This window comes from Sphingomonas sp., from assembly GCF_039595165.1.
In the GTDB taxonomy this organism is placed as follows: Bacteria; Pseudomonadota; Alphaproteobacteria; order Sphingomonadales; family Sphingomonadaceae; genus Sphingomonas.
In genome coordinates this window covers 1-19,613 of sequence record NZ_JBCNMA010000033.1, presented here as the reverse complement: position 1 = coordinate 19,613, position 19,613 = coordinate 1, and the positions used below count along the sequence as shown (strand labels likewise).

General features: G+C 70.4%; 21 protein-coding genes and 1 tRNA gene. 18 read left to right on the top strand and 4 right to left on the bottom strand.

Going from position 1 to position 19,613, the window contains the following annotated elements:
* Window positions 1-10 precede the first annotated feature (10 nt).
* The 10 genes from ABDV68_RS08295 to ABDV68_RS08250 all read left to right on the top strand — a co-directional run bounded on the left by ABDV68_RS08295 (window position 11) and on the right by ABDV68_RS08250 (window position 10,243).
* Window positions 11-655, top strand: a complete 645-nt coding sequence (locus ABDV68_RS08295; protein WP_343519347.1) for a histidine phosphotransferase family protein — start codon at window positions 11-13, stop codon at window positions 653-655.
* Window positions 656-670: 15 nt separating this feature from the next.
* A complete protein-coding gene (locus ABDV68_RS08290) occupies window positions 671-1,693 on the top strand; it encodes an oxidoreductase (protein ID WP_343519345.1) in 1,023 nt (340 codons plus the stop codon).
* A gap of 69 nt (window positions 1,694-1,762) precedes the next feature.
* A complete protein-coding gene (locus tag ABDV68_RS08285; RefSeq protein ID WP_343519344.1) occupies window positions 1,763-4,069 on the top strand; it encodes a chemotaxis protein CheA in 2,307 nt (768 codons plus the stop codon).
* Complete coding sequence (locus ABDV68_RS08280; RefSeq protein ID WP_343519343.1) at window positions 4,069-4,500, top strand: chemotaxis protein CheW; 432 nt, start codon at window positions 4,069-4,071, stop codon at window positions 4,498-4,500. The genes ABDV68_RS08285 and ABDV68_RS08280 overlap by 1 nt, the downstream gene beginning before the upstream one ends.
* Window positions 4,501-4,576: 76 nt before the next feature.
* Window positions 4,577-4,942, top strand: a complete 366-nt coding sequence (locus ABDV68_RS08275; RefSeq protein ID WP_265116739.1) for a response regulator — start codon at window positions 4,577-4,579, stop codon at window positions 4,940-4,942.
* A 10-nt stretch (window positions 4,943-4,952) separates the two neighbouring features.
* Entirely contained in the window at window positions 4,953-6,011 is a 1,059-nt protein-coding gene (locus ABDV68_RS08270) for a chemotaxis protein CheB (RefSeq protein ID WP_343519342.1), read from the top strand.
* Window positions 6,008-6,874: a protein-glutamate O-methyltransferase CheR gene (locus ABDV68_RS08265; RefSeq protein ID WP_343519340.1), complete on the top strand. Its 867-nt coding sequence runs from the start codon at window positions 6,008-6,010 to the stop codon at window positions 6,872-6,874. Before ABDV68_RS08270 ends, ABDV68_RS08265 begins: the two co-directional genes overlap by 4 nt.
* 53 nt (window positions 6,875-6,927) lie before the next feature.
* The gene (locus ABDV68_RS08260; protein ID WP_343519339.1) at window positions 6,928-7,638 is read left to right on the top strand and encodes an N-acetylmuramoyl-L-alanine amidase; all 711 of its coding nucleotides are present in this window, start codon (window positions 6,928-6,930) and stop codon (window positions 7,636-7,638) included.
* Window positions 7,638-9,050, top strand: coding sequence for an NAD(P)H-hydrate dehydratase (locus ABDV68_RS08255; protein WP_343519338.1), 1,413 nt, complete (start codon window positions 7,638-7,640; stop codon window positions 9,048-9,050). Before ABDV68_RS08260 ends, ABDV68_RS08255 begins: the two co-directional genes overlap by 1 nt.
* On the top strand, window positions 9,047-10,243 hold the full coding sequence (locus ABDV68_RS08250) for a class I SAM-dependent RNA methyltransferase (protein ID WP_343519336.1): 1,197 nt from the start codon (window positions 9,047-9,049) through the stop codon (window positions 10,241-10,243). Before ABDV68_RS08255 ends, ABDV68_RS08250 begins: the two co-directional genes overlap by 4 nt.
* Here ABDV68_RS08250 and truA read toward each other — a convergent pair.
* Window positions 10,233-10,979: a tRNA pseudouridine(38-40) synthase TruA gene (gene truA / locus ABDV68_RS08245; protein ID WP_343519335.1), complete on the bottom strand. Its 747-nt coding sequence runs from the start codon at window positions 10,977-10,979 to the stop codon at window positions 10,233-10,235. The genes ABDV68_RS08250 and truA overlap by 11 nt on opposite strands.
* Entirely contained in the window at window positions 10,976-11,938 is a 963-nt protein-coding gene (fmt, locus tag ABDV68_RS08240) for a methionyl-tRNA formyltransferase (RefSeq protein WP_343519334.1), read from the bottom strand. Before fmt ends, truA begins: the two co-directional genes overlap by 4 nt.
* Window positions 11,939-12,015: 77 nt before the next feature.
* Between fmt and recR the strand changes: the two genes are divergently transcribed.
* From recR to ABDV68_RS08210, 6 genes are all read left to right on the top strand, one after another.
* A complete protein-coding gene (recR, locus tag ABDV68_RS08235) occupies window positions 12,016-12,612 on the top strand; it encodes a recombination mediator RecR (RefSeq protein WP_343519333.1) in 597 nt (198 codons plus the stop codon).
* Window positions 12,609-12,839 (top strand): hypothetical protein, encoded by a 231-nt coding sequence (locus ABDV68_RS08230; RefSeq protein ID WP_343519331.1) that lies wholly within the window; start codon window positions 12,609-12,611, stop codon window positions 12,837-12,839. Before recR ends, ABDV68_RS08230 begins: the two co-directional genes overlap by 4 nt.
* Before the next feature lie 31 nt (window positions 12,840-12,870).
* Window positions 12,871-13,398 (top strand): peptide deformylase, encoded by a 528-nt coding sequence (def, locus tag ABDV68_RS08225; RefSeq protein ID WP_343519330.1) that lies wholly within the window; start codon window positions 12,871-12,873, stop codon window positions 13,396-13,398.
* A gap of 226 nt (window positions 13,399-13,624) precedes the next feature.
* Complete coding sequence (gene rmuC / locus ABDV68_RS08220; RefSeq protein ID WP_343519360.1) at window positions 13,625-14,947, top strand: DNA recombination protein RmuC; 1,323 nt, start codon at window positions 13,625-13,627, stop codon at window positions 14,945-14,947.
* Between the two features lie 109 nt (window positions 14,948-15,056).
* Window positions 15,057-15,926, top strand: coding sequence for a DUF3011 domain-containing protein (locus ABDV68_RS08215; protein WP_343519328.1), 870 nt, complete (start codon window positions 15,057-15,059; stop codon window positions 15,924-15,926).
* A gap of 18 nt (window positions 15,927-15,944) precedes the next feature.
* Window positions 15,945-16,205, top strand: a complete 261-nt coding sequence (locus ABDV68_RS08210; RefSeq protein ID WP_343519326.1) for a hypothetical protein — start codon at window positions 15,945-15,947, stop codon at window positions 16,203-16,205.
* 3 nt (window positions 16,206-16,208) lie between these two features.
* Here the strand turns inward: ABDV68_RS08210 and ABDV68_RS08205 are convergent, their stop codons facing one another.
* Both ABDV68_RS08205 and ABDV68_RS08200 read right to left on the bottom strand, forming a co-directional pair.
* On the bottom strand, window positions 16,209-16,895 hold the full coding sequence (locus tag ABDV68_RS08205) for an META domain-containing protein (protein WP_343519325.1): 687 nt from the start codon (window positions 16,893-16,895) through the stop codon (window positions 16,209-16,211).
* Window positions 16,896-17,177: 282 nt separating this feature from the next.
* Window positions 17,178-17,251: transfer RNA gene (locus ABDV68_RS08200), tRNA-Cys, on the bottom strand.
* 165 nt (window positions 17,252-17,416) lie between these two features.
* Between ABDV68_RS08200 and ABDV68_RS08195 the strand changes: the two genes are divergently transcribed.
* Both ABDV68_RS08195 and ABDV68_RS08190 read left to right on the top strand, forming a co-directional pair.
* Complete coding sequence (locus ABDV68_RS08195; protein WP_343519324.1) at window positions 17,417-18,079, top strand: protein-L-isoaspartate O-methyltransferase; 663 nt, start codon at window positions 17,417-17,419, stop codon at window positions 18,077-18,079.
* A 14-nt stretch (window positions 18,080-18,093) separates the two neighbouring features.
* Window positions 18,094-19,602 carry a TolC family outer membrane protein gene (locus ABDV68_RS08190; protein WP_343519322.1) on the top strand — a complete coding sequence of 503 codons (1,509 nt, stop codon included), beginning with the start codon at window positions 18,094-18,096 and terminating at the stop codon, window positions 19,600-19,602.
* Window positions 19,603-19,613 lie beyond the last annotated feature (11 nt).

Sequence of the window (19,613 nt, the reverse complement as noted above, 5' to 3'; positions counted from 1 at the left end):
CGGAGCATTCATGAACATCTCGCCGACCGACTTCGCCAGCCTGCTTTGCTCGCGCCTCTGCCACGACCTGCTCAGCCCGGTCGGCGCGCTTAACAACGGACTGGAGCTGCTGGCGGACGAGCATGATCCGGAGATGCGCGCGCGCTGCCTGGAATTGCTTGCGGAGAGCGCCAAGGCGAGCGCCAACAAGCTCAAATTCTTCCGCTTGGCGTTCGGCGCGGCGGGCGGGTTCGGCGATACGGTCGACACGCGCGAGGCGCAGGCGGCGATCGAGGGGCTGTTCGGCGACAATCACCGCGTCTCGATCGGTTGGATGGTCGAGGATCCGGTGCTGCCCAAGCAAGTGATCAAGGTGCTCTTGAACCTCGCGCTGATCGGCGGCGACGCATTGGTGCGTGGCGGCCAGCTCGACATCGGCGCGGAGGGGCATGACGGCGTGGTCGAGATCGTGGTGCGCGCCGAGGGGCCGCGCATCGTGCTCGACCAGGAGCTGCGCGGTGCGCTCACCGGCGATACCGGCGACGCGACCGTGACGCCGCGCGCGGCCGCCGCCTATCTGGTGCACCAGCTGGTCGAGCAGGGCGGGGGCGAACTGCAGGTCTCGCCGCCCGAGGCCGAAGTGCTGCTGTTCGGGGCGGCGTTCAAGACGGCGTGATCGGCGGGGATCGAAATGCGTGAGATCGGGGTCGGACTGATCGGCTATGGCCTCGGCGGACGGGCGTTCCACGCGCCCTATGTCGGGATCACGCCGGGAATGACGCTGCGCGCGGTCGTGTCGCGCGATCCCGCCAAGGTGCATGCCGACCTGCCCGGGATGAACGTGGTCCCCGACGTCACGGCGCTGCTGGCCGAGCCGGATATCGACCTCGTGGTCGTATCGAGCCCCGACGAGCTCCACGCCGAGCAGGCGCTCGCCGCGATCCGCGCGGGCAAGCATGTCCTGGTCGACAAGCCCTTCGCGACGACGCTGGCGGATGCGCGTGCGGTCGCGGCGGCGGGCGAGGGGGCGGGTGTGGTCGTCACCGCCTTCCAGAACCGCCGCTGGGACGCCGACTTCCTCACGCTCAAGGGCCTGATCGAAGCGGGCACGCTGGGCGAGATCGTCCAGTTCGAGAGCCATTTCGATCGCTGGCGCCCGGTTCCGGCCGATGTGTGGAAGGAAGCGCGTCCGGGTGGCGTGTGGCTCGATCTCGGCCCGCATCTGGTCGACCAGGCCCTGCAGCTGTTCGGCCGGCCGATTGCGATCACCGCCGATATCGCGACGTTGCGCGAGCGCGCGCCGGCGCCCGACTATTTCCACGCGGTGCTGCGCTATCCCGAGCGGCGCGTGCTGCTCCATGCGAGCAAGCTCATCGCCGAGCACCAGCTGCGCTTCGCGGTGCACGGCACCCAGGGTAGCTGGATCAAGTACGGCATCGACCCGCAGGAAGCGGCGACGGTCGCCGGACGAGCCCCCCGCGGCGAGGACTGGGGGCTCGACCCGGTCCCCGGTATGCTCACGCGCGCGAGTGAGACGCCGGTCGCGGTGCCCAACGCCAGGGGCGACTATCGCCTGTTCTGGCACGCGCTCGCCGCCGCGGTGCGCGGGGAGGGGCCGAATCCCGTCCCCGGATGCGACGCGATCGCGGTGATGGAGCTGCTCGAAGCCGGGCTGCGCAGCTCGGAGGAGCGGCGCGAGATCGCGCTCGGCTGAAAACTCGGTCTGGCTAACCCCGTCTTAACGCCTGCCCCGCCATGACCGTCGGGTACGTGTGGGGGAACCGTGGACGACCTGCTGCAAGAGTTCATCGCGGAGACGCGCGAGACGCTGGAAGCGCTGTCGGGCGAGATCGTCGCCTGGGAGGCGAATCCGGCCGATCGCGCGCGGCTCGACGCGATCTTCCGCTTCGTCCACACGGTCAAGGGCAGCTGCGGCTTCCTCGACTTGCCGCGCCTCACGCGCCTGAGCCATGCCGCCGAGGATGTGCTCGCCGCGGTGCGCGCGGGCGAACGCGCGCCCGACCGCGCGCTGGTCAACGCCGTGCTTGCGGTGGTCGACCGTATCGGCGAGCTGGTCGAGGCGATCGATTCGGGCAGCGCGCTCGACGCGCAGGGCGAGGAGCTGCTGATCGCCGCGCTCGCCGAAGGGTCGGATGAGGTCGTCCAGACCGCCACGCCGTCGAGCCAGCGCGCCCCGGCGCGCAGCGTGCGGCTCAACGTCGAGCTGCTCGACCGCATGATGAGCGGCATGTCCGACATGGTGCTCGCGCGCAACGAGCTGTCGCGGCGGCTGCGCAGCGTCGAGATCGATCCCCAGGTCGAGGCCGCGCTCGAGCGCATGTCCGCCACCGTGGCCGATCTGCGCGACACCGTCACCCGCACGCGCATGCAGAAGATCGATGCGCTGTTCTCGCCGCTGCCGCGCATGGTGCGCGACACCGCGGCCAGTCTCGGCAAGTCGGTCGATCTCCAGATCGAAGGCGCCGAGGTCGAGCTCGACCGCGAGATGATCGAAGTGCTGCGCGACCCGCTGGTCCACATCATCCGCAACGCCATCGACCATGGCATCGAGGCGCCGGCCGAGCGCCGCGCCGCGGGCAAGCGCGAGAACGGCCGGCTCTGCGTCTCGGCACGCCAGTCGGGCAACCAGATCGTCGTCGAGATCGCCGATGACGGCCGCGGCATCGACACCGACCGGCTGATCCGCAAGCTCGCCGACACCGGCCGCGACGAGCGCGCGCTGCGTGCGCTCAGCGAGCGCGCCAAGCTCGCCCTGGTGTTCGAGCCGGGCCTCACCAGCAAGGACGAGGTGTCCGAGGTCTCGGGCCGCGGCGTCGGCATGGACATCGTCCGCCTCGGGATCGAGCAGATCGGCGGCCGCGTCGATCTCGACAGCGAGCGCGGCAAGGGCCTGCGCATCCTCATCCATGTCCCGCTCACGCTTTCGATCATCCCGACGATCGTCGTGGCGGCGGGCGGCCAGCGCTTCGCGGTCCCGCGCCAGGCGATCGAGGAGATCGTCAGCGAAGCCAATGAGGCGATCCGTATCGACCGTATCGGCAGCGCCGAGGTCGTCACCGTGCGCGACCGCCGCCTGCCGCTGGTCGAGCTCGCGCAGGTGCTCGGTATTGCGGACAATGTCTGCGCGATGCACCGCATGCTCGCGATCGTGAGCGTCGGCGAGGGCAGCTACGCGCTGCGGGTCGACGACGTGCTCGACAATGAGGAGCTGGTGATCAAACCCGCCGCGCCGGCGATCATGGCGACCGGCATCTATGCCGGGCAGACCTTGCCCGACAGCGGCTGCCCGATGCTGCTGCTCGACTGCGCGGGAATCGCCCGCGACGCCGGGCTGCAGTTCGTGCGCGGCGTGCTCGCCGACGAGGCCGAGGAAGCCGGCGCGGACGAAGCCGACGGCATCGCGGCGCTGGTCTTCGTCGATCTCGACGGTGCGCGCCGCGCGGTACCGCTGAGCGTGGTCGACCGTATCGAGCAAGTCGATCCCGGCGCGATCCGTCACGCCGCCGGCCGCATGCGGCTGACGATCGACGGCATGATCCTGCCGCTGGTCGCCCAGCGCGAGCTTGCCGGTGCGCCGCATTGGTCGGTGTTGCGCCTGAAAGATGGTGTGAGCGAGATCGGCTATGCCATTGCCGAAGCAGCGGATATCGTGACGCTTCCGGCGGAGATGGCGCGCGCCGCCCAGCCCGGGCCGATCGCCGGCGCGGTGCTGCTCCATGATGAGCCGGTCGAGCTGCTCGATCCCCACTGGCTGTTCGCCGAGCATGGCGAGCCGGATGATTGTGCGGACACCGCGCCGCTCTGCCTGCTCACCGGCGGGGACGATGGCTGGATGCGCACCTTCGTCCGGCCGATGCTCGAAAGCGCCGGCTATCGCGTGACGCTCGATCCGGGCGAGGCGGCCGATGTCGTGCTCGCGCTCGACGGTCCCGCGGAGGGCCATCCGGTCAAGGCGCCGGTCGTGCGCCTGCGCAGCAAGCGTGGCGGCGGCGAGGACGGCAGCATCTATCGCTACGATCGCGACGCGCTGCTCGGCGCGCTCGCCAGCGTGGCGCGGCGGGAGGCATGATGGAGAAGCTTTACCTGATCGCGCATGTTGCGGGCCAGGCCGTGGCGATCGACGCCGATCAGGTCGAGTCGGTGGTCGATATCGGCGCGATCGTGGCGGTGCCGCGCGCCGGCGGCCATGTCCGCGGGCTCGCCGCGCTGCGCAGCCGCGTCGTCACGGTGATCGACACGGTCGCCGCGCTCGGGATGACGGGCGGCCACAGCGCCAGCCGCGCGGTGATCACGCGAGTCGACGGGCATCATTACGCGCTGCTGGTCGACGCGCTCGACGACGTCGCGCCGTTCGCGCTGCAGCCGCTCGCCTCGGGCATCCCGCTGTCGCAGGCCTGGCAGCGCGCCGGCCACGGGCTGGTCGAGCGCGACGGCGAGCCGATCCTGGCGATCGACCTGACCGCGCTCGTCCCAGCCGGCGGAAATGCCCAGGCCGCCTAAATCGACATTAACGCGGTGCTTACATCTTTCGGGCACAACTACTGGTGAACGCGTCAAAATCCGGGAACGGACCATCATGAAGACCTGCCTCGTCGTCGATGATTCCAAGGTGATCCGCAAGGTCGCCCGCCACATCCTCGAAACGCTCAACTTCGAGGTGCGCGAGGCCGGCGACGGGCGCGAGGCGCTCGATGCGTGCCTGGACTCGGTGCCCGACGTCGTGCTGCTCGATTGGAACATGCCGGTGATGAGCGGCATGGACTTCCTGCGCGCGCTCAAGGACAGCGGCATCCCCGAGAAGCCCAAGGTGGTGTTCTGCACGACCGAGAACGGCATGGCCTATATCCGCGCCGCGATCGAGGCGGGGGCCGACGAATATGTCATGAAGCCGTTCGACCGCGAGACGCTCGAGAGCAAGCTCCAGATCGTCGGCGTCGCCTGAGGGCCGCGGCATGGCGAGGAGCACAGCCGCGGCCGGCCCTCCGCCGGACCGCGCGGACGACGGCATTCGCGTCCTCATCGTCGATGATTCGGTGGTCGCCCGCGCGGTGATCGGGCGGATGATCGAGGGGATGGCGCGGTTCCGCGTCGCCGGATCGGTCAGCGACGTGGAGAGCGCGCTCGCCTTCCTCGCCCGCGACCGCGCCGACGCCATCCTGCTCGACCTCGAAATGCCGGGGATCCACGGCCTCACCGCGCTGCCCGATCTCGTCGCGGCGGGGCAGGGGGCGAAGGTGCTGGTCGTCTCCTCCGCCGCCGACGACGGCGCCGCGGCCGCGGTCCAGGCGCTCGCGCTTGGGGCGGCGGATACGCTGGTCAAGCCCGGCGTCGGCAGCTTCGCCGGACGCTTCGCGGCGGTGCTCGAGGATCGCCTCAGCCGCCTGTTCGATACCGAAGGGAGTCCCGCCGTCTCGGCGCACGCCGGACATGCCCCGGGCGAGTTCGACATCGTCGCGGTGGGCGCCTCGACCGGCGGCATCCACGCGCTCAGCCAGATGCTGCGCGCCATCCCGCCCGCGTTCCAGGCGCCGATCCTGGTCACCCAGCATCTGCCCGCATCGTTCATGAGCTATTTCGCGGCGCAGCTCGCCGTGCTCGCCGGACGCCCGTGCGAGGTGGCGACCGACCATATGCGCGTGCGACCCGGCCGCATGGTGGTCGCGCCGGGTGACGCGCACATCCGCTGCGTGCGGACCAGCGACGCCGGTTGCGCGATCCGGCTGACTCACGAGCCCGTCGCCAGCGGCTGCATGCCCTCGGTCGATCCGATGCTCGATTCGATCGCCGAGCTGTACGGCGCGCGCGGGCTCGGCGTGATCCTCTCGGGCATGGGCCGCGACGGGGCGATCGGGGCACGGCGGCTGATCGACGCCGGGGGCAGCGTCATCGTCCAGGACAAGGCGAGCTCGGTGGTATGGGGAATGCCCGGCGCGGTCGCCGAGAGCGCCAGCGCGGTGCTGCCGCCCGATGAGATCGGACAGATGATCGCCAGCCAGCGGAGGCCGGGATGATCCAGCTTCACCCCCAGGCCTTCGCCTCGACCGGCGCGATGGGCGTGATCGGCGCGCTGCTCGAGCAACGTACCGGACAGCAGATCGCCGCCAACCGCGCCTGGCGCGTCGAGACCGCGCTGAAGCCTGTGCTGCGCGCCAACGACCTCGACACGCTCGACCAGCTGATCGGCCGGCTCGCCGCCGACCGCAACGGCCCGCTCGCCGAAGCGGTGGTCGACGCGCTGCTCAACCACGAGACCTCCTTCTTCCGCGACGCCGCGGTGCTCGACCTGGTGGTCGAGGCGGCGCAGGCGCTGCAGGCCGAGGCGCCGGGCCGCCGGCTGCGCATCTGGTCGGCGGGCTGCTCGATGGGGCAGGAGCCCTATTCGCTGGCGATGCTGTTCGAGGAGGCGGCGTTGAGCCGCGGCATGCTGATGCCGGAGATCATCGCCACCGACGTCTCCGCCGCCGCGCTCGCCCGCGCGCGCGCCGGCCGTTTCTCGCAGTTCGAGATTCAGCGCGGCCTGCCGGTGCGCCGCATGGTGAGCTGGTTCGACAGCGTCGACGGCGAGTGGATCGTGCGCCCCGAGCTCGCCCGGCGCATCGTGTTCCGCCAGCAGAACCTCGCCAAGGATCCGCCGCCCGCGGGCAAGTTCGACCTGGTGCTGTGCCGCAACGTGCTGCTCTATTTCGCCGCCGAGGTGCGCACGCGCGTGTTCCGCACGTTGCGCGACGCGACCCGCGAGGGCGGACTGCTGGTGCTCGGCGCGGGCGAGACGGTGATCGGCCAGACCGACGCCTTCCGCCCGAGCGACCAATTCCGCGGGCTGTACCTCGCTGGCGACGCCCGCGTCGCGCCGTTCCGCACCTGCGCAGGCTGACCGGAGCCCTCGGCGCTTGCGTTTCGGCGCGGGCCGCCGCATCCCTCGCAGCGATGATGCAGGACCGGTCAGAGCTCGAATGGATCGACGCGCCGTCGCCCAATTTCGACGCGCGCGCGCTGCCGGTCAGCATCCTCGTGCTTCACTATACCGGCATGAAGACCGCCGAAGAGGCGATCGCCCGGCTGCGCGACCCCGCGGCCAAGGTGTCGAGCCACTGGCTGGTCGCCGAGGACGGGCAGATCGTCCGCCTGGTCGATGAGAGCAAGCGCGCCTGGCACGCCGGCAAGTCGCGCTGGCGCGGGGTGACCGATATCAACTCGGCCTCGGTCGGGATCGAGATCGCCAATCCCGGCCATGAGTTCGGCTATCGCCCGTTCCCCGACGAGCAGATCGAATCGGTGATCCGCCTGACCGCGGCGATCAAGGACCGCTACCATATCACCCGCGGCAACGTCGTCGGCCATTCCGATATCGCGCCGGCGCGCAAGCAGGACCCGGGCGAGCTGTTTCCCTGGGGCAAGCTCGCGCGGCTGCGGCTCGCGCTGCCGCGCCCGACCAAGAACCTCATGGACCCGGGCTGGACCGACGCCGGCTTCCTGCTCGCGCTCGAGCGGTTCGGCTATGAAGTCACCGACGGCCTGGCCGCGACCGTGGCCTTTCAGCGCCGCTTCCGTCCCGAGCTGGTCGACGGCACGATCGACGCCGAGTGCCGCATGATCCTGCTCGCCTTGCTCCTGCCCAAGCCGCAAGGCGACGAATGATGTTCGACCGCGCGCTCGGAAGCGCGCCGATCCTGACTGCGGCGCAGATGCGCGCGGCGGAGGGGCGGGCGATCGCGAGCGGCGCGAGCATCGCTTCGCTGATGGAGCGCGCCGGGACAGGTGTCGCCGAAGCGGTCCGCCGTTTCGCCGCCGGCGCCGAGGTGCTGATCCTCTGCGGCCCGGGCAATAATGGCGGCGACGGCTACGTCGCCGCACGTGTGCTGGCGAGCCGTGGCATGCGCGTACGCGTGGCGGCGCCGGGCGATCCACGGACCGAGGCCGCGGCGGAAGCGCGCAGGGGGTGGGTGGGGCCGGTCGAGCCGTTCCCCGGCGTGCTGTCTGAGGATCACCAGCACGCGCCGGTGGTGATCGACGCGGTGTTCGGCACCGGACTGTCGCGGCCGATCGATGCCTCCCTCGCGAACGCGATCAAGGGGCTGGCGAGCCGCGCACGGCTGTCGATTGCGGTCGACCTGCCCAGCGGCGTGGACACCGATACAGGCGGCGATTTCGGACAAGACCTCGCGCGTTTCGACGTGACGCTGGCGCTCGGCGTGCTCAAGCCCGCGCATGTCCTTCAGCCCGCCGCCGCGCGCTGCGGTGCGATTTGCGCGATCGATATCGGCCTGGAGTCAGTCGAGTCCGCCGTCCAGACGATCGCCGTCCCGCGCATTGCCAAGCCGCAGCCCGCCTCGCACAAATACAGCCGCGGGATGGTCGCGGTCGTCTCCGGCCCGATGCACGGCGCGTCGGAACTGGCCGCGTTGGCCGCCTACCGCGCCGGCGCGGGCTATGTCCTGCTGTTCACCGGCGGCCTGCCGCACCCGCCGCACGCGATCGTCCGCCGCCGCTGGAGCACCGACGCGCTCGACGACCAGCGTATCGGCGCAGTGGTCATCGGCCCCGGCCTCGGCCGCGACGACCGCGCGCGCGAAAAGCTGGCCACGGCGCTTGCCGGCCCGCATCCGCTGGTGATCGACGGCGACGCGCTCCACCTTCTGGACCTTGACCAGCTTCGCGCCCGCGCGGCGCCGACTGTGCTGACCCCGCACGCCGGCGAGTTCGCGGCGCTGTTCGGCGAAGGGGAGAGCGGCAAGATCGCTCGCGCACAGGACGCTGCCCGTCGCAGCAACGCGACGGTCGTGTTCAAGGGCCCCGACACCGTCGTCGCGGCCCCCGACGGCTCGGCCAGGATCGCACTGCCCGCCAGCGCGTGGCTGTCGGCCGCCGGCACCGGCGACGTCCTCGCCGGGGCCATCGCCACCATGCTCGCCCAAAAACCGGCCACGCCGCTCGAGGCCGCCCAGGCCGGCGTCTGGCTCCACGCCGAAGCCGCGCGCCTGCTCGGTCGCTGCTTCCTCGCCGACGAGCTCGCCAACGCGCTGCCACTGGCTCTGGAACACGCCCGGTGAGCGAAGAAGCCACCATCGTCCGCGTCGCCGCGCGAGGTGACGGCGTTACCGCCGATGGCCGCCACGCGCCGCTCGCCGCACCGGGCGACACGCTGCTGGCCGACGGCACGCTCAAGCCCGGACCGCGCCACCAGCTGCCGCCATGCCGTCACTTCCCCGAATGCGGCGGCTGCCAGCTCCAGCATCTCGACGATGCCGCTTACGCCGAGTTCCTCACCGCTCGTGTCGCCGGCGCTCTCGCGCAGCAGGGCGTCGAGACCGAGATTCGCGCCCCCGCGCTGTCCCCGCCGCGCACCCGCCGCCGTGCCGCGCTCCACGCCGAGCGGCGCGGGCGGCAGGTCCATCTCGGCTTTACCGAACAGTCGAGCCACCGCCTGATCGACCTCCAGCAATGCGAGATTCTCGACCCGCGCCTGTTCGCGCTGCTCCAGCCGCTGCGCGGCCTGCTCGCGGCGCACCTTTCCGCCAACCGCCGGGTCGACGTCCACCTCGCGCTCACCGACCAGGGACCCGACGTGCTGGTCGAGGGCCTCGTCACCGACAGCCTGACCGCGGTCGAGGCGGTGACCAGCTTCGCCCAGCGCCACGGCCTCGCGCGCCTGGCGGTCGACGACGGCCTCGGCCCCGAGCCGCGCTGGGAGCCCGAGCCGGTCACGGTGACCTTCGGCGGCGTCCCCGCGCCGTTCCCGCCCGCGAGCTTCCTGCAGGCGACGCCAGAGGGCGAGGCCGCGCTGGTCGCAGCGGTGCACGAGGCCGTCGGCGGCGCGAAGGCGGTCGCCGATCTGTTCGCCGGCCTCGGCACCTTCGCGCTGGCGATGGGCCCGGGGACGAAAGTCTATGCCGCGGAGGGCGCGCGCGAAGCGATTCTCTCGCTCAAGGTCGCGGCGGGCGCCGCGCAGCGCCAGGTCTTCACCGAGCATCGCGACCTGTTCCGCCGCCCGCTGGTGTCCAAGGAACTCGACCTGTTCGACGCCGTGATCCTCGATCCCCCGCGCGCCGGGGCGAAGGAGCAAGCCGAGCAGCTCGCCGCGTCGAAGGCGCCAGTGATCGCCTATGTTTCGTGCAATCCCAATACCTTCGCGCGCGATGCAAAGATATTGTGCGAAGGCGGCTACCGGCTCGACTGGGTGCTCCCGGTCGGCCAGTTCCGCTGGTCGACCCACGCCGAGCTGGCCGCGCGATTCAGCCGATAGGGTAATCCGCCCGCACGAAATACAATCCGTCCGGCGGCGCGTTCAGCCCCAGCGCCGCGCGATCCTTCGCGTCCAGCGCGTCGCGCAGCTCGTCTGCGGTCCATTGCCCGCGCCCGACCATCGCCAGGCACCCGACCATCGAGCGCACCTGGTGATGCAGGAAGGAGCGCGCCGAGGCGAACACGCTGATCTCGTCCCCCTCGCGCACCACGTCGAGCCGGTCGAGCGTCTTGACTGGACTCGCCGACTGGCAATGCGCCGAGCGGAAGGTGGTGAAGTCATGCAGCCCCACCAGCGATTGCGCCGCCTCGTGCATCGCCGCCGCGTCCAGCTCGGCCGGCACGCGCCATTTCAGCCCCTTGTCGAAGGTCAGCGGCGCGCGGCGGTTGACGATGCGGTACACATAATGCCGTGCGACGCACGAGAAGCGCGCATGCCAGTCCTCCCCCACCGTCTCGCAGGCCAGGATCGCCACCGGCACATTGCGAAGATGCGCGTTGAGCGCCTCCATCAGCCGGAACGGGGCGATGTCCTTGTCGATCTCGGTGTGCGCGCGCATTGCCAGCGCATGGACGCCCGCATCGGTGCGTCCGGCGGCATGGACCAGCGCATCCTCGCCGGTGATGCCGTGCAGCGCGTCCTCGATCGCCTGCTGCACGCTCGGGCCATGATCCTGGTGTTGCCAGCCCATGAACGGCCGGCCGTCATATTCGATGGTCAGCGCGAAGCGGGTCAAAGCCGGGTCCCCGCCGGGATCGGGAAGCCATTGAGCAATTCCGCGGTGGTCATGATGCCTCGCCCCGCGCGCTGGACGAGGGTGGGGCGGATCGCACCCTCGGTACAGGCGATCGTCAGCTTGTCATCCAGAACAACCCCGTCACCCCAGCGAAAGCTGGGGTCTCGTGCGGCAGGCGTGGCGCTCGACGACGAGAGATCCCAGCTTTCGCTGGGATGACGGGTCGCCCCGAGCACCCGCACGCGTTCGCCATTCACCTCGAAGAACGCGCCCGGCGGGTTGAACGCCAGCACCTGCCGAGCCACCGCCTCGGCATCCTGCGCGAAGTTGAGCCGCGCCTCGGCCTTGTCGATCTTCGAGGCGTAGGTCACGCCATCCTCGGTCTGCGCAACTGCCGGATAGGCGTCCGGATCGGCGAGCACCTGAACCATCAGCCGCGCGCCCATCGCGGCAAGTTCGGCGGTCAGCTCGCCCGCCGTCTTGCCAGCGACCCTTGTCCGCCCCTCAAGCCGCACCGGCCCGGTATCCAGCCCGGCCTCCATCTGCATGATCCCGACCCCGGTCTCTTCATCCCCGGCCAGGATCGCGCGCTGGATCGGCGCCGCCCCGCGCCAGCGCGGCAACAGCGAGGCATGGACGTTCATGCACCCCAGCCGCGGCGCTTCCAGCACGCTCACCGGCAGGATCAGGCCATAGGCCGCGACCACCGCGACATCGGCCTGCAGCGCGGCGAACGCCGCCACGGCCTCCGGGTCCTTCTTGAACGACAGCGGCGTGCGCACCTCGATCCCCAAGGCCTCGGCGCGCGCATGGACGGGGGAGGGGGTCAGCGCCTTGCCGCGGCGCCCGCCCGCGCGCGGCGGCTGGCTGTATGCCGCCACAACGTCATGCCCCGCATCGACCAGCGCATCGAGCGTCGGCACCGCGAACTCGGGCGTTCCCATGAAGATGATCCGCATGGGCTGCGCCTCTAGCCGCATTCGCCCCCGCTGCGCCATCCTTCCCTTCGTGCGCGCGAACGGGTAGGGAACATCGCATGGCCTCGCCCGAGATCGAAACCCTCACCCAAGCCCTGTCGCGCCTGCCCGGCCTCGGCCCGCGCTCGGCGCGGCGCGCGGTGCTGCACTTGCTCAAGAAGCGCGAGACCGCGCTCGATCCGCTGCTCGCCGCGCTCACCGCGGTCAGCCAGCGCCTCGCCACCTGCTCGACCTGCGGCAATGTCGACACGTCGGATCCCTGCGCGATCTGCGCCGACCCGCGCCGTGACACGCGCCAGCTCTGCGTGGTCGAGGAGGTCGCCGATCTCTGGGCGCTCGAACGCTCGCGCCTGTTCCCGGGCCGCTTCCACGTGCTCGGCGGCAAGCTCTCCGCGCTCGACGGCGTGCGGCCCGAGGATCTCGCGATCGACAGCCTGATCGCTCGCGTCGCCGCCGGCGGGATCGACGAGGTTGTGCTGGCGATGAACGCCACGCTCGAGGGCCAGACCACCGCCCACTACATCGCCGAGCGGCTCGAGGGACACCCCGTGCGCCTCACCCAGCTCGCCCACGGCCTGCCCGTTGGCGGCGAGCTCGACTATCTCGACGAGGGCACGCTCGCCCAGGCCCTGCGCGCGCGGCGGCCGGTGGCATGAGCTTCGGACGATCGCTGCTCGTCGGCTTGATGATTGGCGGTCTCGCCGGCTTGCTGCTGTGCTCGATCGCGCTCGACCACAATCCACAGGGCGAGTTCGCCGATCTTGTCACCGGTGCCTACACCGCCAATCTCTACCGGCTGTTCGGCATCGCGGCGGCGCTTGCGGGAATCCCGGTCACGTTCCTGCTCACGCTGATCGGATTTCTGCGCCGCGCGCCAGATTGACCCGTTCGCCTCCAGCACCTAAATTTGGCGCATGGCCATCCTACCCATCCTCGAAGTCCCCGATCCGCGCCTCAAGCTGGTGTCCACCCCGGTCGACCAGGTCGATGACGAGCTGCGCGCGCTGATCGCCGACATGTTCGAGACGATGTACGACGCCCCCGGCATCGGTCTCGCCGCGATCCAGGTCGGCGTGCCCAAGCGCGTGATCGTCATGGACCTGCAGGAGCAGGAGGATGAGGAAGGCAAGCCGATCCGCGAGCCGCGCGTGTTCATCAATCCCGAGATCCTCGATCCCTCGGAAGACCAGAACACCTATACCGAGGGCTGCCTGTCGGTCCCCGATCAGTTCGCCGATGTCGATCGTCCCGCGACCTGCCGCGTCAAGTGGCTCGACGAGCAGGGCAAGGCGCATGACGAGGTGTTCACCGGCCTGCTCGCGACCTGCATCCAGCACGAGATGGACCATCTCGAGGGCATCGTCTTCCTCGATCACCTCTCGCGCTTGAAGCGCCAGATGATCATGAAAAAGCTGGAAAAGGCCCGCCGCATCGCTGCCTGACGCGATAGGCTCGACTCCGTGAATTAACGCTGTCCTACACGCCGCGTTCGGGCTATGTTCCACATCGCCGCGCGTTACGGGACGATCGTGCGCGCCGGTCACCATCGACTCGCCGTTTGGCGTCGATAGTGTCGACTTAGTGCAAACTTCCGGAGCGTTCGTGACCGTGGAACTCGTCATCGCCGCCGTCGCGGCCCTGCTGGCCGGCGTTGCCCTGGGCTGGTTCATGGCCAGTCGCCGCGTGAGCGATCTGCGCGCCGAGCGAGACAAGCGCGAGGCCGACTTCAAGGCCGCGATCGTCGACCTCGCCGGGGCCGAGCAGCGCCTCAAGGAACTCCCCGAACTCCGCGACCAGCTCGACGCGATCCGCGACGAGCGCGACCATGCCCGCCTCGAACTCACCGAGCTGCGCACCAGGGCGAGCGCGTTCGAGGAGCGGCTGGAGGAGTTCAAGGGCGCGCGCGAGTTGATGGCCGGCCAGTTCCGCGAGCTCGCCGGACAGATGCTCAACCAGACCCAGGAGGCCTTCCTCAAGCGCGCCGAGGACCGCTTCAAGCAGTCCGAAGTCACCGCCGGCCAGAACCTCAAGGCGCTGCTCCAGCCGGTCAATGAACGGCTCCAGCGCTACGAGGAAGGCGTCGCCAAGGTCGAGGCCGAGCGCCGCGACGCGTTCGGCGAGCTCAAGGGGCAGATCGAGCAGATGCGCATCGGGCAGGAGCGGGTGAGCAGCGAGGCGGCCAAGCTGGTCAACTCGCTGCGCAATGCGCCCAAGTCGCGCGGCCGCTGGGGCGAGCAGCAGCTCAAGAACGTGCTCGAGACCTGCGGCCTCTCCGAACATACCGATTTCGAGACCGAGGTCAGCGTCGCGCAGGAGGAGGGCGGGCGGCTGCGCCCGGACGCGATCGTCCGGGTGCCTGGCGGCAAGGCGCTGGTGATCGACGCCAAGGTGTCGCTCAACGCCTATCAGGACGCGTTCGGCGCGGTCGAGGAAAGCGAGCGCCAGGCCGGCCTCGCCGCGCACGCCATCTCGATGAAGAACCATGTCAACGCGCTCGGCAACAAGGCCTATTGGACTCAGTTCGACGACGCGCCCGATTACGTCATCATGTTCGTCCCCGGCGAGCATTTCCTGTCCGCCGCGCTCGAGCATGATCCGACGCTGTGGGACTTCGCTTTCGACAAGCGCGTGCTGCTGGCGACGCCGACCAATCTGATCGCCATCGCCCGCACCGTCGCCGCGGTATGGCGGCAGGAGAAGCTCGCCAAGGAGGCGCGCCAGATCGGCGAGCTTGGCAAGGAGCTCTACGACCGGTTGGCCAAGGCGATGAGCGACCTGCGCCTGGTGGGCAGCGGGCTCAACAGCGCCGTCAAGAATTTCAATACCTTCGCCAGCAGTCTTGAGACTCGGGCGCTGGTTTCGGCGCGCAAGCTCAAGGACCTCAACGTCGAGACCGGCGCGCGCGAGATCGAGACGATCGCCGCGGTCGAACTGCTCGCCAGCCATGCCGAAGCGCCCGCGGAAGAGCCTCCGGCGGAAGCGGCGGAATAGGCGGCAAGCTTCTCTTTACGCTGATTTCTGCTGCGCCGAGGGCGCGATCCGACTACACCGACAGCGAACCGACTTGATTGACCGCGTTCCATAACAGGGGAGTCCGCGCATGAAGAGCACGTTCAAGCTGGTGGCCCTCTCGGCCGCGTTGATCGGCCAGAGCACAGAGCCGCTGCTGGCGCAGACCAGGCCGGCACCGCAGCAGCGGCCCGTCCCGCTGCCCCAGCCGGTTCCCGATCGCCCCGTGCCCCTCCCGCAGCCGGTCCGTCCCGAAATCCAGCCGCCGCGCCCGATCCGTCCGCAGCCGCCCATCCGGCCGCCGCGTCCCAACCCCGGTTACGGCCAAGGCTATGCCGGCACGATCGCCTGCGAATCGCGCAACAACCGCGAGCGCCGCTGCAGCGTCCCCACCCAGAATCGCGTCGTGCTGCTCCGCGCCACCGGCGGTGTGTGCAACCAGGGACGCGGCTGGGGCTATGACCGGCGCTCGATCTGGGTGCGCAACTGCCGCGCCGTATTCGGCTATGGCTATGGCAACAACTGGGGCGGAGGCGGGGGCTGGCGTCCCGAGCGGCCCGACAAGGGGCCGAGCACCGGCCTGATCATCGGCGGCGTCGCCGTCGCCGCCGGCCTCGTCGCGCTGCTCGCCAGCCGCAACAAGAAGGCCGGCGAGCCCGCGTCCGAAGCGCCGACCAGCTATCCGCCTGGCCCGCCCGCTGCGCTGGCCGCCGATCTCAATCTGGTCCGGGCCGAGGCGCGACCCTCGCTGCAGACCTGTATGTTCGAGGCGTCGCGCCAGATCGGCGTCACCGGCGGCACGCGCCTGCGGCTCGACCGCATCACCAGCATCGAGCCGGGCAATGGCGGCTGGCGCTTCGCGGCCGATCTGACCGCGACCTATCCGGACGGCGACCGCTCGACGCCTTTCTATTGTCGCGCGACGCCGACAAAGGTGGTTCAGCTCGACTTCACGAGCTGACTGGCGCAAGGGCGGCGCATGGATTTCGACGACCAGTTGCGCCGCTATTTCGGCTCTTCGGACCTCGCCTCGATCCCGCCCGCGGCGGTCGAGGCGGGAGTCGAGCGGATGCGGGTCGATCTCGGGCTCGAGCAGGACAGGGGCCGCCGCTTTGCGCTGTGGGCGGTGATGCACATGCTCGGCGCCGCCCCCGACCTCGACGTCGCGTTCGAGGATCCCGCGGAGCGCGAGGCGGCGCGCAACTTCATGGACCTCACCGCGCCGCCGCGCGAGGACTAGACCCTAGCGCCGCAGCACGATCTGCCTGCCGTCCGGCGCGGTCAGCACCACCGTGCCTTCGCGCGGGGCGGTGACCTTGAGCGGCTGGCGCAGGATCGCCGCGAACTCGGCGTCGCGGCGCATCAGCGCGGCGGGGCATGCCTTGCGCGTCGCCGCGAGCGACCCGGCGACCAGCCGCCCGCGGGCGATGCGATAGCCGCCATTGTGGCTGTTGCAGCCCGGGGCCGCGCTCAGCCGGTCCGGGAAGAACTGCATCGTCGCCTGCGACGGCCGCTGTGGCCTGAACACATTGCCGATCTGCTGGATGCGCCAGCGCTGCCCGGTCAGCTCGGGCAGCTCCCACACCTCGCCGCCGCAACCGTTGACGGTCCGCCCGCGCACCGTCACGCGCACGGTGTCGGCGTAGTGCCGGTCGCTCATCCCGTCGCTGCATTCGCGGTTGGTGATCTCCACCGTCATCCCGCGCGCCGCATAGCGACGGCCGCCGCGAATCGCCTGCGCGCGCGGCGTGCGGACCGTGACCTTGGTCTCGCCATAGTCGCCGTCATAGCGCATCTGGCGGCTGTCGATCGTCAGCGTCCAGCCGGGCTCGGTGCCGAGCGCGCGATAGGGCCTCCCGCGCTGCGCCTCGGCGGGCGCGGACAGCAGCAGCGGCGCGGCTGCGACGATCATGATCGGGACGAAACGCATCTTCATCTCCTCTGCCTGATTGACTGCGCGTGTCCGCATGAACGCGGGCTTGCGAAACGATTCATTGGCCGAACCGCATCGCGGCGCGCAGCGCCGGGCGCGGGCTGCCACCGTTCGCGTCCAGTTCGGGCTGCACCGCGATGGCGCGGATGCCGCGCAGCGTCGCGCCGTCCTCGAGCCCGAACGCCGCCCACCGCCTGCTTCGCCACGCGACTCCCCTTCGCAGCGTCGGGGGTGCGCCCCGGCCGCCGGAGTCTAATTCGATTGCGCCTAAAGGGGAATTGGAGGCCCGAGCCGGAATCGAACCGGCGTGCAAGGATTTGCAGTCCTCTGCGTAACCACTCCGCCATCGGGCCTCGGGAGCGAGCGGGCGCTGTGCGCGGGGCCGTGTCCCATGTCAACCATCGCCGCGAAAATTGCTGCCGCACTTGCTTGGCGATAGCGCCACCACGAGATACAAGCGCGCCAATCGACGTAGTGTATTGCATGACTATAACAGTTGTGCGAACAGGGCTGGAGTGATGATGACCGCAACCGCCGATCTTCCGGGTTCACAGGCCGCGCGCGCCGCGATGGTGGCGAGCCAGCTGCGCACCAGCGGCGTCAACGACGCGCGCGTGGTCGCGGCGATGGCGCAGGTCGAGCGCGAGGCGTTCCTGCCCGAATCGCAGCGCCCCTTCGCCTATCGCGACCGCGGACTGCCGCTCGGCGCGGGCCGGGTGCAGAATCCGCCGCTCGCGACCGGGCTGCTGCTGACCGAGGCGCGCATCCAGCCGGAGGACAAGGTGCTGATCGTCGGCGCGGCGGGCGGCTATGCCGCGGCGGTCGCGGCGAAGCTGGCGGCGCAAGTGGTCGCGGTGGAATCCGATAGCGATCTGGCGGCGGCGGCGCGGTCGGCGCTCGCGGGCGCGGCCGAACTGGTCGAAGCGCCGCTGGAGCAGGGCGCGGCGGCGACCGCCCCCTATGACGTGCTGGTCATCGATGGCGCGTTCGAGCAGATTCCGGCGGCGCTGGTCGAGCAGGTCAGGCCGGGTGGCCGCGTGGTCACGGGCCTCGTCGATCGCGGCGTCACGCGGCTTGCGTCGGGCGTCCGCAGCGAAGGCGGGTTCGGCCTCACTTCCTTCGCCGATATCGAGTGCGCGGTACTGCCGGGGTTCGAAAAGCCGCGCGGATTCACCTTCTGAAGAAAGATCAAGGCATGCGATTGAGCCATTTCCTCGCCGGGGTGAGCGTTCTCGGGCTCGCGGTTCCCGCGGCTGCGCAGACCACGCCGCCGCCCGCGACCCAAGCGCAGGCCCCCGCGCCGACCGAGACGCTGCGCGAGGCGATGGTCAAGGCCTACAATACCAACCCCGACCTCACCGCCGAGCGCGCCAATCTGCGCGCGACCGACGAGGGAGTGCCGATCGCGCGCTCGCGCGGGCTGCCCGGCGTCACCTCGACCGCCGGCGTGAACGAGAATCTCTACAATAGCGACGACAGCGGCGTCAGCGCGGCGCGCACGGGCACCGTGGGCGTCAATCTCAGCGTGCCGGTCTTCTCCGGCGGCGCGGTGCGCAACTCGGTGCGCGCGGCGCGGACGCGGGTCGAGGCGGGGCGCGCCGGCCTGCGCAGCGTCGAGGCGCAGCTCTTCACCGACGTCGTCTCCGCCTATATGGACGTGATCCGGGACGAGGCGATCGTCCGCCTGAACCAGCAGAATGTCCGCGTGCTCGAGGTCAACCTCCAGGCGACCCGGGACCGCTTCGAGGTCGGCGATCTCACCCGCACCGATGTCGCACAGTCGGAAGCGCGGCTCGCGCTGGCGCAGAGCCAGTTGCGCGGCGCCGAGGCGTCGCTGATCGGCAGCCGCGAGAATTACATCCGCGTGATCGGCACCCCGCCGGGCGTGCTCGCGCCGCCGCCGGCTTTGCCCAACCTCCCCGCCGGGCCGGACCAGGCGGTGGGCGTGGCGCTCGAGGAGAATCCGGCGCTGGACGCCGCGGAGAAGGTCCGCGATGCGAGCGCCTATGACGTCCGCGTCGCGCGCGCCGGCCGCCTGCCGCAGGTCAGCGTCGGCGTCGGCGGCGACTATTACAACCGCTTCGGCTCGGTCGGCCGCGCGGGTCAGCTCGCCGGCCTCGCCAATGACGGCTTCGCGACCACTGCTGGCGTCAATCTTTCGCTGCCGCTTTTCCAGGGCGGCCTTCCCGCCGCGCAGGTCCGCCAGGCCCAGGCGCGCCAGTCCGCCGCGATCGAACAGGTCACCTCGACCGAGCGCGGCGTGATCGCCCAGACGCGCTCGGCCTATGCCGTGTGGCAGTCGGCGCTGCGCGTGATCGAGAGCAGCAAGCTCGCGGTCAGCGCCAACCGGCTGAGCCTCGAGGGCGTCCGCGCCGAGAACAGCGTCGGCACCCGCACCATTCTCGACATCCTCAACGCCGAGCAGGAGCTGCTCAACAGCCAGGTCCAGCTCGTGACGGCGGAGCGCGATGCCTATGTCGCGGGCTTCGCGGTACTCGCCGCGATGGGCCGGGCGGAAGCACAGGATCTCGGGCTCGACGGCGGGCCGCTCTACGATCCGGTGGCCAACTATGACCGCGTCCGCAACAGCATCTCCGACTGGCGCGACGGCCCCGCGCCCGAGCCCCAGGCGACGCGCACGACCGACACGCCGGCGCAGACTCCGGTGGTTTCCGGACCGATCGACCCGGTCGGACAACGCTGAAAAGGTTGACA

Bases quoted from the DNA above. Each gene is read 5' to 3' on its own strand.
- ABDV68_RS08230 (WP_343519331.1), top strand. From the start codon at position 12,609: ATGAGCTTCGGACGATCGCTGCTCGTCGGCTTGATGATTGGCGGTCTC.
- ABDV68_RS08275 (WP_265116739.1), top strand. From the start codon at position 4,577: ATGAAGACCTGCCTCGTCGTCGATGATTCCAAGGTGATCCGCAAGGTC.
- ABDV68_RS08265 (WP_343519340.1), top strand. From the start codon at position 6,008: ATGATCCAGCTTCACCCCCAGGCCTTCGCCTCGACCGGCGCGATGGGC.
- ABDV68_RS08205 (WP_343519325.1), bottom strand. From the start codon at position 16,895: ATGCGTTTCGTCCCGATCATGATCGTCGCAGCCGCGCCGCTGCTGCTG.
- ABDV68_RS08280 (WP_343519343.1), top strand. From the start codon at position 4,069: ATGGAGAAGCTTTACCTGATCGCGCATGTTGCGGGCCAGGCCGTGGCG.
- ABDV68_RS08190 (WP_343519322.1), top strand. From the start codon at position 18,094: ATGCGATTGAGCCATTTCCTCGCCGGGGTGAGCGTTCTCGGGCTCGCG.
- ABDV68_RS08195 (WP_343519324.1), top strand. From the start codon at position 17,417: ATGATGACCGCAACCGCCGATCTTCCGGGTTCACAGGCCGCGCGCGCC.
- recR (WP_343519333.1), top strand. From the start codon at position 12,016: ATGGCCTCGCCCGAGATCGAAACCCTCACCCAAGCCCTGTCGCGCCTG.
- ABDV68_RS08215 (WP_343519328.1), top strand. From the start codon at position 15,057: ATGAAGAGCACGTTCAAGCTGGTGGCCCTCTCGGCCGCGTTGATCGGC.
- ABDV68_RS08260 (WP_343519339.1), top strand. From the start codon at position 6,928: ATGATGCAGGACCGGTCAGAGCTCGAATGGATCGACGCGCCGTCGCCC.
- ABDV68_RS08270 (WP_343519342.1), top strand. From the start codon at position 4,953: ATGGCGAGGAGCACAGCCGCGGCCGGCCCTCCGCCGGACCGCGCGGAC.
- ABDV68_RS08210 (WP_343519326.1), top strand. From the start codon at position 15,945: ATGGATTTCGACGACCAGTTGCGCCGCTATTTCGGCTCTTCGGACCTC.
- rmuC (WP_343519360.1), top strand. From the start codon at position 13,625: ATGGCCAGTCGCCGCGTGAGCGATCTGCGCGCCGAGCGAGACAAGCGC.
- ABDV68_RS08295 (WP_343519347.1), top strand. From the start codon at position 11: ATGAACATCTCGCCGACCGACTTCGCCAGCCTGCTTTGCTCGCGCCTC.
- ABDV68_RS08255 (WP_343519338.1), top strand. From the start codon at position 7,638: ATGTTCGACCGCGCGCTCGGAAGCGCGCCGATCCTGACTGCGGCGCAG.
- def (WP_343519330.1), top strand. From the start codon at position 12,871: ATGGCCATCCTACCCATCCTCGAAGTCCCCGATCCGCGCCTCAAGCTG.
- fmt (WP_343519334.1), bottom strand. From the start codon at position 11,938: ATGCGGATCATCTTCATGGGAACGCCCGAGTTCGCGGTGCCGACGCTC.
- ABDV68_RS08290 (WP_343519345.1), top strand. From the start codon at position 671: ATGCGTGAGATCGGGGTCGGACTGATCGGCTATGGCCTCGGCGGACGG.